14 protein-coding genes are annotated in these 13,672 nt (G+C 36.7%); 6 read left to right on the plus strand and 8 right to left on the minus strand.

From position 1 onward, the window contains the following. The first annotated feature begins 50 nt into the window (after positions 1–50). Both prpE and ACUN28_RS23345 read left to right on the plus strand, forming a co-directional pair. Positions 51–791: a bis(5'-nucleosyl)-tetraphosphatase PrpE gene (prpE, locus tag ACUN28_RS23340; protein WP_016088881.1), complete on the plus strand. Its 741-nt coding sequence runs from the start codon at positions 51–53 to the stop codon at positions 789–791. A gap of 155 nt (positions 792–946) precedes the next feature. Beyond that, positions 947–2,335 carry a peptidase G2 autoproteolytic cleavage domain-containing protein gene (locus ACUN28_RS23345; protein ID WP_016088882.1) on the plus strand — a complete coding sequence of 463 codons (1,389 nt, stop codon included), beginning with the start codon at positions 947–949 and terminating at the stop codon, positions 2,333–2,335. Positions 2,336–2,384: 49 nt separating this feature from the next. On the opposite strand, the gene ACUN28_RS23350 is transcribed toward ACUN28_RS23345, so the two are convergent. The 4 genes from ACUN28_RS23350 to ACUN28_RS23365 are packed head-to-tail and all read right to left on the minus strand — an operon-like array spanning position 2,385 to position 5,150. Next, positions 2,385–3,278 carry an RluA family pseudouridine synthase gene (locus tag ACUN28_RS23350; protein WP_016088883.1) on the minus strand — a complete coding sequence of 298 codons (894 nt, stop codon included), beginning with the start codon at positions 3,276–3,278 and terminating at the stop codon, positions 2,385–2,387. A gap of 15 nt (positions 3,279–3,293) precedes the next feature. Beyond that, complete coding sequence (locus ACUN28_RS23355) at positions 3,294–4,091, minus strand: NAD kinase (RefSeq protein WP_016088884.1); 798 nt, start codon at positions 4,089–4,091, stop codon at positions 3,294–3,296. Between the two features lie 18 nt (positions 4,092–4,109). Continuing rightward, entirely contained in the window at positions 4,110–4,748 is a 639-nt protein-coding gene (locus ACUN28_RS23360; RefSeq protein WP_001081482.1) for a GTP pyrophosphokinase, read from the minus strand. Between the two features lie 30 nt (positions 4,749–4,778). Then, the gene (locus tag ACUN28_RS23365; RefSeq protein ID WP_016088885.1) at positions 4,779–5,150 is read right to left on the minus strand and encodes a UPF0738 family protein; all 372 of its coding nucleotides are present in this window, start codon (positions 5,148–5,150) and stop codon (positions 4,779–4,781) included. Between the two features lie 146 nt (positions 5,151–5,296). Between ACUN28_RS23365 and ACUN28_RS23370 the strand changes: the two genes are divergently transcribed. From ACUN28_RS23370 to ACUN28_RS23385, 4 genes are all read left to right on the plus strand, one after another. Further along, complete coding sequence (locus tag ACUN28_RS23370) at positions 5,297–5,875, plus strand: CYTH domain-containing protein (protein WP_016088886.1); 579 nt, start codon at positions 5,297–5,299, stop codon at positions 5,873–5,875. 181 nt (positions 5,876–6,056) lie between these two features. Continuing rightward, a complete protein-coding gene (locus ACUN28_RS23375; RefSeq protein WP_000043382.1) occupies positions 6,057–6,455 on the plus strand; it encodes a globin domain-containing protein in 399 nt (132 codons plus the stop codon). After that, positions 6,455–7,348, plus strand: a complete 894-nt coding sequence (locus ACUN28_RS23380; RefSeq protein WP_016088887.1) for a ClpXP adapter SpxH family protein — start codon at positions 6,455–6,457, stop codon at positions 7,346–7,348. Before ACUN28_RS23375 ends, ACUN28_RS23380 begins: the two co-directional genes overlap by 1 nt. A 229-nt stretch (positions 7,349–7,577) precedes the next feature. Then, complete coding sequence (locus tag ACUN28_RS23385; protein ID WP_016088888.1) at positions 7,578–7,751, plus strand: hypothetical protein; 174 nt, start codon at positions 7,578–7,580, stop codon at positions 7,749–7,751. Positions 7,752–7,870: 119 nt separating this feature from the next. Here ACUN28_RS23385 and pepF read toward each other — a convergent pair whose 3' ends face one another. The 4 genes from pepF to mecA form a co-directional block, all read right to left on the minus strand. Beyond that, positions 7,871–9,694, minus strand: coding sequence for an oligoendopeptidase F (gene pepF, locus ACUN28_RS23390; RefSeq protein ID WP_016088889.1), 1,824 nt, complete (start codon positions 9,692–9,694; stop codon positions 7,871–7,873). Positions 9,695–9,744: 50 nt separating this feature from the next. Further along, positions 9,745–10,989 carry a competence protein CoiA gene (locus ACUN28_RS23395; protein ID WP_016088890.1) on the minus strand — a complete coding sequence of 415 codons (1,245 nt, stop codon included), beginning with the start codon at positions 10,987–10,989 and terminating at the stop codon, positions 9,745–9,747. Positions 10,990–11,070: 81 nt separating this feature from the next. After that, entirely contained in the window at positions 11,071–12,615 is a 1,545-nt protein-coding gene (locus tag ACUN28_RS23400) for a cardiolipin synthase (RefSeq protein WP_016088891.1), read from the minus strand. 72 nt (positions 12,616–12,687) lie between these two features. Further along, positions 12,688–13,371: an adaptor protein MecA gene (gene mecA / locus ACUN28_RS23405; RefSeq protein ID WP_000350711.1), complete on the minus strand. Its 684-nt coding sequence runs from the start codon at positions 13,369–13,371 to the stop codon at positions 12,688–12,690. Between the last annotated feature and the right edge of the window lie 301 nt (positions 13,372–13,672).

Consider the following 13,672-nt stretch of genomic DNA (forward strand, 5'->3'; position numbering starts at 1 on the left):
CTCTATCCTTTTTTAGATATACTAATGAAAAATATGATGGAGGTTTAAATATGAAATATGACATTATAGGGGATATTCATGGATGCTTCCAAGAATTTCAAAATTTAACGACGAAACTCGGATATAACTGGAATAGCGGTCTACCGATTCATCCCAATCGACGTAAGCTTGCATTTGTTGGTGATATTACAGACCGTGGCCCTCATTCACTACGTATGATTGAAATTGTATGGGAACTTGTTATAAATAAAAAATTAGCTTATTACGCTCCGGGAAATCACTGTAATAAACTATACCGATTTTTCCTTGGGCGTAATGTGACAATCGCTCATGGACTCGAAACAACTGTTGCCGAATATGAAGCATTACCTTCTCATAAACAAAACATGATAAAAGAAAAATTCATCACACTTTACGAGCAATCCCCTTTATATCACGTACTCGATGAGAAAAGGTTACTTGTATGTCATGCCGGAATTCGGCAAGATTACATAGGAAGACAAGATAAAAAAGTACAAACCTTTGTATTATATGGCGATATTACAGGAGAAAAACATGCTGACGGCTCACCTGTCCGTCATGACTGGGCAAAGGACTATGCAGGAACAGCTTGGATTGTATATGGACATACACCCGTAAAAGAACCTCGCTTTGTAAAGCATACAGTCAACATTGACACTGGCGCTGTATTTGGTGGCAGTTTAACTGGATTACGTTATCCTGAAATGGAGACTGTTTCCGTCCCTTCCTCCCTGCCTTTTGTCCCTGAGAAATTTCGCCCAATTTCATAACTCTCCTTATTTAGGTACCATTCATAAATTACGAGGGATTACCGCATCATTTAGGCGGATCTCATATAAAAACTGGGTGAAGTAATTAAAAAAAGATGCAATAAAGTGCATCTTTTTTTAATTACACCGCATATACTGTCGCAGGAGGTGACAGAATGAAGAAAAAATCTTCTAAACAAAAAAGAAAATGCCCGCCTTTTTATCTGCCCATGTACGGAATTAACAACTGGTGCAGCATTCGAGCTGCAGCTTTAGAAGAACTGGAAGGACAAGAGGCATCCCCCAAAAACAAAACTAGACCAAAATATGTCTCTTTAGAAAATGCTGTAATGAGCCGCATAATCGATAATAGAAAAACAAAGATGCAGCAAAAAAACAAACCTCTCTCTACTCACACAGAACATATAATGCTTTCCGAGCAAACAGAGAAAAATGAGGAAGAAAACATTCCTGTAGCAATAAATAAAAAAGCGGAACCAGAAATTCCAGCTACTATAATAAATCAAGTAAAAAAAATAAAAGAAGCATTAGCTTCATCGAATGATATACAGATAGAAAAACCACTCATAATTGAGACTCCTACATCTGAAAATACAAAAGTAAAAAAGGGCAGTCGATATGCATATGCAGAGGGGCTTCACTCTCATGCTGAAGGCATAGCAACACATGCAGAAGGCTTCTTGACACACGCAAAAGCTTCTTTCTCTCATGCAGAAGGATCAAAAACAAAAGCCACTGGACATAGTTCCCATAGTGAAGGAAGTGAAACGACAGCAGGCGGCTCTTATTCTCATGCGGAAGGTAAACATACGATCGCTTTAGGCGAAGCAGCACATGCAGAAGGAACCGCGACTATCGCTAACGGATTCTCTTCTCATGCGGAAGGTAATCATACATCAACAGCTCATTTTGCAGGTAGCCATATTATGGGACGCTTCGGCACAGCAGAAGAATCTTATTCTTGGTTTATTGCAAACGGCACAAATGAAACCGATCATAATATCGGTGCAAAGTGGCTTGCTCATAATGGAGAAATGTACATTGATGGCGCTTCTTACAATGCAAGCGGAACTGATTTTGCACAAATGTTTGAAACAGTAGACAATAAACTTATTGATGTAGGTTATTTCGTTACATTTAGTAGCGAAGAAAAAATTCGAATCGCTACTTCAAACGATTCATTCATCTTAGGTATATCTAGTGCAACCCCCGCTCTTATAGGAAATAGCGGTGCTTTAAGTTGGCAAAAGCGCTACAAAACAGATAGCTTTGGAAAACGCCAATATGTAAGTACGGAATCGCAAGACATACAACCTCTTTTAAATACCGAATGGGATCCAACTTGCAAATATATAGCAAGAAAAGATCGTACCGAGTGGCTTCCTGTAGGATTAATTGGACAAATGTTAGTACGTGATGACGGCACTTGCGAAACGCATGGATATTGTCGTCCAAATAACGATGGCATTGCTACAAAATCCGAAAGTGGATTTTTCGTTATAAAGCGCACAGGTGAAAACCAAATTTTAATATTATTCCGCTAAGAAAAAAAGGGAACAAAATTCTTCATTACAGAAGAATTTTGTTCCCTTTTTAAGTATGTCTTAATACCTCTTGCATATCGCTTGGAATGATTGTAGTGAAAGACATTTCCTTCTCTAAAATAGGATGATAAAACGTCAAAGATATACTGTGAAGTGCTTGTCGTTTCATTTCATCCCTTTTTCCACCATACAAGTTATCGCCAAGCAACGGATGTCCTATATGCGCCATATGTACACGGATTTGATGCGTTCTGCCTGTCTCAAGCTCAAGTGATACATGCGTCTTATGATAGGCACTATCAATCACTCTAAAATGAGTAACTGCTCTCTGCCCATCCTCACAAACGGTTCGCTCAATAATGCTATCCGATTTTCGTCCAATCGGTGCGTCAATCGTTCCTTCTCGTTCTATCATCTCGCCATGAACGATTGCTTCATATGTCCTTTTCACAGCTTTTTGTTGATGCTGTTTCGATAAAAGATGATGCACGAAACGATTTTTTGCAATAAGCATAAGCCCTGAAGTATCACGATCTAACCTTGTTACAATGTGCACCGTACTTGCAAGATGCTGCTTATCATAATGAGATAAGAGTGCATTAGCAACACTCCCTGCCGGATGTTCTCTAGACGGAATCGTTGACATGTTCGCCTCTTTGTTTATGACAAGAACCGCATCATCTTCATAGACAATACACAAAGGGATATCTTCTGCAATCATCCCTTCACTTCTTTCCTCCACTGGAAAAAAGACACGCAATTCTTCACCAGCTTGCAACTGATGACGAACGCTCGCATGTTGACCATTTACTTCAATAGCTCCGCCGTGAAACTTTATATCCGTTAATGCGGCTTTAGAAATCCCTTTTGTTTTTAAAAATTCTCTAACTAAAGTTCCCTCTTCAGCCAATTTTATATCCCATTTCAATGTAAATCTGTTCAAATATATAAACCCTTTCTATTTATCTGCAACAAACGAGTCACGAACTCGTTTCCAGAACGGGAATGGACGGAAACGAACAAATCGTACTTTCTCATTTGCAACGCGATACTGAATTGATTTCACATCTTGATGAACCATTGTTAAATGGTCCACCGTAATTTGCAAGTTCATTCCTGCAGTCGGCTTCAACACACATGTATGATGTTTCGGCAGTACGAGTGGCGAACCTACAGTACGAAACACACGGTTATTAATGGATGCCATTTCTGCAATTTGAATCGCTTCAATAGAAGGGTGAATAATCGCTCCGCCAAGCGCCTTATTATACGCAGTACTTCCTGAAGGAGTAGAAATACATAGACCATCCCCGCGGAACGTTTCAAAGTACTCTCCGCGTATTTCCACTTCTGTTACTAATGTACCTTCTGCGCTTTTTACAGTTGCTTCATTCATCGCCAAATACTGTGACTCTTTACTCCCATTCACATAGCGAATAATCACTTCTAAAAGCGGATATTCCACCACTTGGAATGGTGTTTTAGCAATTGCAATTACTAATTTCTCTACTTCTGTCGGTAACCAATCTGCATAGAAACCTAAATGCCCTGTATGTACACCAACAAATGCTGTTTCATCCAATCGATTGTAATAACGATGAAACGCATATAAAAGCGTTCCATCTCCCCCAACAGAAATTACAATATCGGGTTCCTGTTCATCCATTATAAATCCAAAATCTAGCAAGTATTCTTTCATCGTGCTTGCCAGTGTATCTGATGATTGATCTCCCTTTGACATAATTGTAAATTTCATCGCCCAACACCCTTTAGTTTATGATTCGGAATCTTTCGTTTCTTGCTTTCTTGAAAAAGCCTTCTGCGCTTCTTGAATTTCAAGACGGATAGAAGACATTTCTTCATCTAATAAAAATGCCGCTTCCGCTGCACGTTGCAAGCGTATTTTAATATCTTCAGGAAAACGTCCACTATATTTATAATTTAAAGAATGCTCAATTGTTGCCCAAAAGTTCATTGCTAGTGTGCGTATTTGGATTTCTACTAATACTTTTTGTTCTCCCTGAATCGTTTGAACAGGGTAACTAATGACAACGTGATAAGAGCGATAGCCACTGTCTTTCTTTTGCGTGACATAATCACGCTCTTCCACGATTTCAAAGTCATTTCGTTTTCGAAGATATTCTACCACAGGCTTAATCTCATCAACAAATTGACACATCATTCGAAGGCCCGCGATATCCTGCATATCTTCTCTGAGCCGGTCTAGCGGTACATTTCTCTTCTCCGCTTTATCAATAATACTGGCAACCGACTTTACCCTTCCTGTTACAAACTCAATTGGAGAATGCTCTGTTAACATTGCAAATTGAGTGCGCATTCCTTTTAGTTTCACTTTCAGCTCTGCCACCGCTTGATGGTAAGGTGCTAAAAATTCTTCCCAATTTCGATTCATTTCAACCACCACCAAAATCAATCCATTTGCTTATAGAAATACTTTTTCTACAGCAGTTACTAGTTCTTCTCCGTAATTTGCATTACCTTCAATATTTTCAACTAAATATTCTACTTCTTCTTTTAAACTTTCTAATTCCATTTCAACGTCATTCACGCGAACGAACATTGCCATATCTTTATTCATCGCTTCATGCATTGCTTCCCAGCATGTGTGCGGAATACTTACATAAATGAAAGACGATTCGTTTTCTAAGATATATAAAAATGATAAATTGTCTGAGTCTACAAGTACATGATTACGCGCACTTAACTCCTTTACCTCTATCTCATTATTTTCCGCACAAAAAATAAGAGCATTCTCTCTCTTTTCTACGCTCTTAACTTGAATTTTATTTTGCATGCTCTAACTCCTCCATCTCAACTTCCTGTCTTACTTAACAGTATTATTGTATCATAACATGGACGCAAACAAATAAAACATTGAACCAAATTTGCGAAAAAGCGATAATGTGTAAAGAATTATTTTTCAAAAGGAGCGCGCATACAATGACACAAGAAATTGAAATTGAATTTAAAAATATTGTTACAGAAGAAGAATTCAATACATTATGTAAATCATTCTCTATTGAGGTATTTACGAAGCAAGTGAATCACTACTTTGAAACACCGGATTTCTCTTTAAAAGAAGCTGGCTCTGCACTTCGTATTCGTCATAAAGGGGAAACTTATACATTAACATTGAAACAACCTGCAGAAGTCGGCTTGTTAGAGACGCATCAAGTCATAACAGAAGACGAAGCAAGAAAGATGATGGAAACAAACGTAATCATTCAAGGGGCCGTACTAGATCAACTACACAAATTACAAATTCCTGTTTCCACTTTAACTTATATGGGTAGTTTAACAACAGAAAGAGCTGAAACATTATTTGAAGGCGGAACGCTTGTCTTTGATCATAGTTTCTATTACAATCACGATGATTATGAAATTGAATTTGAAGTGCAAGATGAAGAAACAGGAAAAGCTGCATTTATTCATTTATTAACGCAGCATAACATACCAATCCGTCATACAAATAACAAAGTAAAACGCTTTTTCCTTGCCAAACAAAACAAAGCACGCTAAAGTGAAAATTCCACTAGTGAATACGTTCTACTAGTGGATACATCTCACTTTTAAAAAAGTGAAAGATTCATTTACACTTATAGAATAAGCAAAGAATGTTATGAAGGCTGTTTATTTGCCCTCCCTAACATTCCATTGCTACAATAGATATACATTTCATGGAAAAAGGAGTTTATAAAGGATGAGCAAGCAACCGATGACACCATTTGAAGCAATTGGCGGTGAACAATGCATTGCAATATTAGTAGACACATTTTATTCCTATGTCAGTAAACACCCTGACCTATCTCCCATCTTCCCGGATGATTTAACAGAAACCGCTAGGAAGCAGAAACAATTTTTAACACAATATTTAGGTGGTCCTAATTTGTACACTGAAGAACATGGTCATCCCATGTTAAGAGCACGCCATCTTCCGTTTGAGATTACCCCAAAACGAGCAGAGGCTTGGCTATCATGTATGGAGCAAGCAATGGATGACACAGGAGTGCACGGTCATATAAGAGAGTTCGTTTTTGAACGTTTAGCATTAACTGCTCAGCATATGGTTAATACTCCAAACGAAACAGGTGAAGTGTAATGGATAAGCAGGAAGCAAAGCATATCAATATGCCATCTCCTTCCGCATGTGAGCATAAGTCTGTAGAAGCATATTTATTTATTGATCCACTTTGTAAAGATTGCTGGGAAATTGAGCCCTTTATTATTAAACTATGGCTTGAATACGGGAAATACTTCTCTATTCGTCATATCGTAACAGGAAAAGTGGACGGAACGAACGCTTCCTCACACAAATGGAATAAACCTGCTAATATTCGATTTGTGTGGGAAAAGACAACAAGTTTACAAGGTTTTTCATGTGATGGAAAGATACATATGCAAGAGGCATCGTCAACACCATATTTAGTTTCTATGGCAATTAAGGCAGCGGAGTTACAGGGCCGAAAAGCAGGTTCGAAGTTTTTGCGAAAACTCCAAGAATACATTTTCCTTGAAAATGTATCAAACCCTGACTGCGAATTATTACTTGCATGTGCAAGAGATAGCGACATTGATGTAGAAGAATTTAAAAAAGACCTACATTCCGCTAGCGCAAAAAAAGCTTTCCAATGTGACTTAAAATTCACAAATGAGATGCATATTACAGAAATACCTTCTCTCGTATTTTTTCATGTGAATTCAGATGAAGAAGGTATTAAAATCGCTGGAACTTATTCCTACGACGTATACGTACAATTATTGAAAGAACTTGTAAAATGTGAAATCGAGCCAGAACCATTACCACCTTTAGAAGTGTTACTAGAAGCAACGCAATTTATATCTTCAAAAGAAGTAGCATTTATATATGACTGCTCGCAGCAAGAGATCGAGCGTGAACTAAAAAAATTACAACTGAAACGAAAAGTACAAATGATTGACGTAAAATGTGAGCGTTATTGGAAATGGATAGCAAAAGAAAAAGACCTGGTGTAAACACCAGGTCTTCTTCTTTACGGCTTATAAAAATATTAAAGGGGATGGGAGAAATTTTCACGTTCAAACAAAGGGGTATATGTTTGTATGTGAATTCGTTCACGCTTATTATATTACAAGATTCGACGTCAGATGACAACCCCTTTTGTCGAATTTCACACTTTTGTCACATTCTAAACGTTTTCATTTCTGAATAAGCTATAAAAAAGCTATTTTGGAGGTGTTCTGTATGAAAAAAACGTATATTTCACTTATCTTTCTAGCTGTCATCGTTTCTTTTTTCTTGTATATCCTCTCTCTACTACAAGCTTTTCCTAAAATTATTGCCTTTCCTCTTTTATTTGGAGTCATTGTCATCGCTCTCTCTTATTTCAACCATAAAAAACGATTTAAAGGATTTTAATTAACTACAAAACTGCCTTCTAATTTAGAAAAAAGAAGGAAACCCACTTTGTTTTTTCGACAAATATCGACAAAATAACATGTAAACAAAAAGACGAGGTAAATCCCTCGTCTTTTCTATTACTTCTCTTCAAATAATAATGCTTCTAATTCATTTAATTTCTCTTCAAATACCTGTAGCGCTTCTTTTACCGGTTCTGGAGATGCCATATCTACTCCAGCTTTTTTCAGCACTTCAATTGGATAATCTGAGCTTCCCGCTTTTAAGAACTCATTAATGTAACGTTCTACTGCTGGTTGCCCTTCTTCTAAAATTTGTTTAGATAGAGCCGTTGCTGCACTAAATCCTGTTGCATATTGGTATACGTAATAGTTGTAGTAGAAGTGCGGAATACGAGACCACTCTAAGCCAATTTCTTCATCGATTACTAAAGCATCACCGAAATATTTCTTATTTAAATCATAGTAGATCTCCGTTAACATGTCTGGCGTAACCGCATGTCCCTCTTGTACTTTCTTATGAATAATATGCTCAAACTCTGCGAACATCGTTTGACGGAACACAGTACCACGGAATCCTTCTAAATAATGATTTAATAAGTATAGACGCTCTTTCTTATCTTCTGTCGTTTTTAATAAATAATCGTTTAGAAGCGCTTCATTACAAGTTGATGCTACTTCCGCAACGAAGATTGAATAATCACCGTATACGTGCGGCTGCGTCTTTCTTGTATAGTAACTATGCACGGAATGACCGAACTCATGAGCCAGTGTAAATAGATTATTTACATTATCATGCCAGTTCATTAAAATATACGGATTTGTTCCATATGCACCAGATGAATATGCTCCGCTTCGTTTTCCTTTATTCTCATACACATCTACCCAGCGATTTTCATATGCTTCTTTTAAAATGTCAACATACTCATCACCAAGTACGTTTAAAGACTTTAATAACATGTCTTGTGCTTCTTCATACTTCACGTTCATTTTCACTTCTGGTACAAGTGGTGTATATAAATCATACATATGAAGCTCCTCAAGTCCTAGTGCACGCTTACGAATATCAATGTAACGATGTAGCAAGTGTAAATTATCATTTACAGATTCAACAAGTTGATCATACACCGCTTCAGGAATATTATTATTACTCAATGCCGCTTGACGTGCAGAATCATATTTACGAACACGCGCATTGAAATTATTACGCTTCACAGCTCCGCTTAACGTACTTGCAAATGTGTTCTTATACTTTCCGTACGTTTCATATACAGCTTTGAATGCATCTTCGCGCACACGACGATCATCACTTTCTAAAAACTGAGTGTAACGACCATGTGTAATTTCTACTTCTTCTCCATCCTCATCTTTAATAGATGGAAATTTCAAATCCGCATTATTCAACATACCAAATGTATTACTTGACGCACTCATTACTTCAGATGCTTCTGCTAATAGAGCCTCTTCCGCTTCAGATAATACGTGAGGGCGTTGACGCGTAATTTCTTCTAATGCATGTTCATATACACTTAAGTCTCTATTTTCTTTCAAGAATGTTTGCAGTGTATCTTCTGAAATCGATAAAATTTCAGGCACAATATATGCTGTGCTACTAGATACTTGTGAATATAAATTTGTCGCGCGGTCATTTAACGCTTGATACACAGAGTTTGTTGTATCTTGATCGTAACGCATATGTGCATATGTATATAACTTACCTAATCGCATTGAAATTTCATCCTCATATTGCAATGCTTCAAGTAAATTGTTCGCAGAATCACCAAGTTTCCCTTTAAATTCAGTTAACTTCGGTAATAGCTCTTTAATAGCTTGGAATTCCTTTTCCCATTCTGCATCTGTTTGGAAAATATCCTCTAGTCGCCATGTGTTTGCTTCTTCAATCTCACTGCGATTTGGTAATGTTTTTGTGTTTTGTTCAGACATCCTTTAAGCCCTCCTTTAAATATCTCTACTTACATACAATTCGATTTTTCTTATGTAATTCCTTCACGATCAGTCTTTATTATATCCCTTTTTCCTTCTCTCATGTTGTACTTTGCCTCAAATAAAGATAAGGCATACGCTAAGCAAATTTCATCATATTTCATGATTTCCTCCTCTGTTTTTAACATAACTATCCCCCTTTTTTTGCGGTACTTATAAGTCCCTACTTTCTGCAATACACCTGCATAACATAAAAATGTCATATATTCAGTAACTGCTACTTTCCATATATGCTGTGAAAAGTACGGGAGCATGCGCCTTTTCGTATACGTTTTCACATAACTACACACATATTGAAGGGAAATATAATCCCCTACCACAAACTTACCTATACACTTCATATATAGAAAAGCTTGCCATACAAACGGATTTGTTTGAAAAGCAAATGAGGACGGGAGCGGCACACCGATTTCAGAAGGAAAATTCGCTGGGGTACATTTACATTGATATAAGAGGCGTAATAGTGACTTATGATTATAACTCCAAATAGGCAAAGCATTTTGCCGAAAGTAGCTCTTTCGCTTTTTCCATTCCTCACCTAATGTTTCTTTTCGGAAAGAGATGGGGGAAAATAGCATTTCAAAAGTAGTCGTTTCAGTTGATAAATATATAGTATGTGAAAAAGAGACATTTGTAGAAAATGGAGTAACAAATGCGCATTTCATAAATGATTTTTGTTTCGAACAGAAGAAAATAAGAAGTGGCTGAGGATAAGACTGTAAGGAGAAAGCCAGAAGTGAGGAGAATTTCATCCAGTATGCAGAGTGCTTTTTCAATTGATTTCCACCAATGATCCAAATAACCTGTATACCAGCTCGCCAATACGAATAGGTTCGCTTGTACAGCTGCTCTATGGAGAGATTTGCGCATTGGTATTCAATCGCAATTTTTTTGCCCATTCTCTCTAAGAAAATATCTGGTCTTTGTTGAATCTCCGGAAGATAATGCTCTATATCTACATGAAAGTTTTGACGTTTGAACCACCTATATAGCAATTCTTTACCATGCATATGATACATAGATTCCGCTTCATAAAAGGCTAAACATGAATCCACTTTCTTATGAGCAAAATGCCAACTTTTTTGTTTCCCTAATTTCATTTGCACTTCCTTCCCGCAAGCTATACAAAAGAAGCTTTCCGTTTTACGCATACGGTGTAAAAGTTCTTCATCATGATGATAGAGTAGATGAATTTTTTCTCCGTTTTCTCTTTCGGCGATAAACATCGTAATCACACCCTTTCAGCTCCTTATATTCTACAATTTATTACAAATTCCTTTTAAAAAAAGAGATGTCCCAATTTCGGACATCTCTTTTTATAATAAAGGTGATAATAACCGATACGTTGATTCAACAATTCGTCTATGAAGACGCCTTTTATGAAAACGATCGACATGAATTTCACTTGATTCTTCTATATCCTCTTTAAAATCTTGAACAAGTTTTCTAATGCTATCTGTATCATATAAAAAGGCATTTACTTCAAAGTTCAAATGAAAACTTCTCATATCCATATTAGCGGTCCCAATTGACGCTAAATCAGAATCAACAATGACAACTTTACTATGAAGAAAACCTTTTTCGTATTCATATATCTTTACCCCTGCATCTAAAAGCTCTGGGAAGTACGATCTTGATGCGTAAAAGACAGTGCGCTTATCAGGCTTACTCGGCATTAGCAAACGAACATCAATACCAGCAAGTGCCGCTACCTTTAATGCGGATAAAATATCATCATCCGGAATGAAATACGGCGTCGCAATCCAAATGGATTTCCGCGCAGAAGCAATCATGGCAAAATATAAATGTTTAATTGTTTCCCATTTATTATCCGGTCCACCTGCAACGAGCTGCACGCCTCCCCAATGATCACCCTCAACTGCTTTCGCTTGTAAATATTCAGGGGCCAGCACAGCCTCACCAGTCATATAAAACCAATCTTGAAGGAAAATAAGCTGTAAACTTTGTACAGCTTCACCACGCAAATATAAATGCGTGTCTCGCCAAAAACCGAAGTACTTATCTTTCCCTAAATATTCATCACCAATATTTAATCCACCTACAAATCCTTCATTTCCATCAATAATAACGATTTTTCGGTGGTTTCGATAATTAATCTTATCGTTTAAAATCGGAAAGCGCACAGGGAAAAATGGAACCATTTCTACTCCTGCATCATTCAATTCTTCAATATACGAATTCGATAATTTAAAACTTCCAACCGCATCATATAAAAAACGAACGACTACGCCTTCTTTTGATTTTTGTATTAAAATATCTTTAATTTCTGTTCCAAGCTTATCATCACGTACAATGTAATATTCCATATGAATGTGATGTTTCGCTCGTTTTAATCCATCTAAAATGGCTTGAAATGTTTCATCTCCATTTGTTAATGTTCTCGTTTCAGTTTGAAATGAAATATTTAAAGCGCCTAAGCGGTCCGCTAAACGAAATAACAGCTCTTGATGTTTATGATTGCGCAAAATCCGTTCTTCGTAATCTTCATGCCCCTTATATTGTAAAAATGCTTGTTCATCGAGCAACGCCTTCTTTTGGAACATTCTCTTCCTCCGAAAATTCTGTCCAAATAATAAATAAGCGAAAAATCCAAATACCGGAAAAATACCTAACACAATGAGCCATGTAAGTGTTTTAGACGGATGACGGTTCTCTAAGAAAATAACGCAGCCAATTAAAAATGCAGATACTGTAAATAAAATACTAATAATACCTAAAATCGAAACATCTTTTATCCCAATTACATCCGAATAAAATGCTACATCAATAAACATACGTAACGAAACAAATAATGCGAACAATAGTAGAACAAAGAAAATCAACTTTAACGTATTTTTCATCTCTTACCTCCTTACTAAGAAAGCTTTCCTATTCTTCATATAAAAAGCCGATTTCATACTACAGAAATCGGCCTACGTTTTAGCAGGAAAATTATTGCGAATTGTTTCAAGCGCATGCTCTTTCACAATTTGTTTCCCATACTCACTTACACGATGAATTGTTAAAGTTGATTCTTCTCCGTATTCTAAAACAATACTTAAAATACGATCAATTTCTTCTTCATCATGTAGCACTTCATCGAATTCCACATATACATAATAGCGGTTCTCAAATGAATATAGCTCATCTTTTATATCTTCAAAGATCAGACGGTGGCTTAATGAAATGACATCTTCAAAATCATTAAATTTAATTAAAAAGCCAAACGTACCATCTTCGTTAAAGTTTGTTCCTGCTTGTTCTTCTACCTCTTCCACTAATTCTTGCTGGAATAATGATTCAATGCCTTCATCTAGAGGAATGTCTATAATTTTATCTACACCTATTGGTAGTTCTAGCTTTTGTCCATCCTTTGAAAGCTCTGCTTTCGTTACAAGTACTTCAATCCCTTTATCGACTGCTTGCACTTGAATCCATAACGGTCCATCAATAAAGAAGTCATCATGATCACGAGCTTCGTCCATCATCTCCCAAAAGAGCTCTTCACTTCGTTCGCGGTCATACCAAATTTCCTCACGATTAAACCCTCTGTCCTCTATATCAATGTACGTAATAAAAAATTTCATCGTATGGTCATTAATTCTTTCAATATCCAAAATACAACTCTCCCTTCCTGCTTAGAATTGTTATGAAGGGATTCCCCACTCATATGACAAATCAATAGATTCTTGTACTCTCATTTTATGATAAGATTCTCCAGAATGGAAATAAAATCGATTTATTTTACAAAAATAGTTATATACCTATCTTTATTCGACCATCTACACAAATATATCATTATAGCGATTTCTCACTCACAAAAAATTTGGACATACATTTCCCCCTTCCCCCGTACACTGTAATAAAGTGAAACTTTTATTAGAGAAGATTACTTAGTCTCTTTCTTCACCACATACA

The sequence above is a fragment of the Bacillus sp. WC2507 genome, from assembly GCF_052656125.1.

Excerpts from the sequence above, each read along its gene's own strand:
- prpE (WP_016088881.1), top strand. The coding sequence starts at position 51 with ATGAAATATGACATTATAGGGGATATTCATGGATGCTTCCAAGAATTT.
- ACUN28_RS23345 (WP_016088882.1), top strand. The coding sequence starts at position 947 with ATGAAGAAAAAATCTTCTAAACAAAAAAGAAAATGCCCGCCTTTTTAT.
- ACUN28_RS23355 (WP_016088884.1), bottom strand. The coding sequence starts at position 4,091 with ATGAAATTTACAATTATGTCAAAGGGAGATCAATCATCAGATACACTG.
- ACUN28_RS23360 (WP_001081482.1), bottom strand. The coding sequence starts at position 4,748 with ATGAATCGAAATTGGGAAGAATTTTTAGCACCTTACCATCAAGCGGTG.
- ACUN28_RS23365 (WP_016088885.1), bottom strand. The coding sequence starts at position 5,150 with ATGCAAAATAAAATTCAAGTTAAGAGCGTAGAAAAGAGAGAGAATGCT.
- ACUN28_RS23370 (WP_016088886.1), top strand. The coding sequence starts at position 5,297 with ATGACACAAGAAATTGAAATTGAATTTAAAAATATTGTTACAGAAGAA.
- ACUN28_RS23375 (WP_000043382.1), top strand. The coding sequence starts at position 6,057 with ATGAGCAAGCAACCGATGACACCATTTGAAGCAATTGGCGGTGAACAA.
- ACUN28_RS23380 (WP_016088887.1), top strand. The coding sequence starts at position 6,455 with ATGGATAAGCAGGAAGCAAAGCATATCAATATGCCATCTCCTTCCGCA.
- ACUN28_RS23385 (WP_016088888.1), top strand. The coding sequence starts at position 7,578 with ATGAAAAAAACGTATATTTCACTTATCTTTCTAGCTGTCATCGTTTCT.
- pepF (WP_016088889.1), bottom strand. The coding sequence starts at position 9,694 with ATGTCTGAACAAAACACAAAAACATTACCAAATCGCAGTGAGATTGAA.
- ACUN28_RS23400 (WP_016088891.1), bottom strand. The coding sequence starts at position 12,615 with ATGAAAAATACGTTAAAGTTGATTTTCTTTGTTCTACTATTGTTCGCA.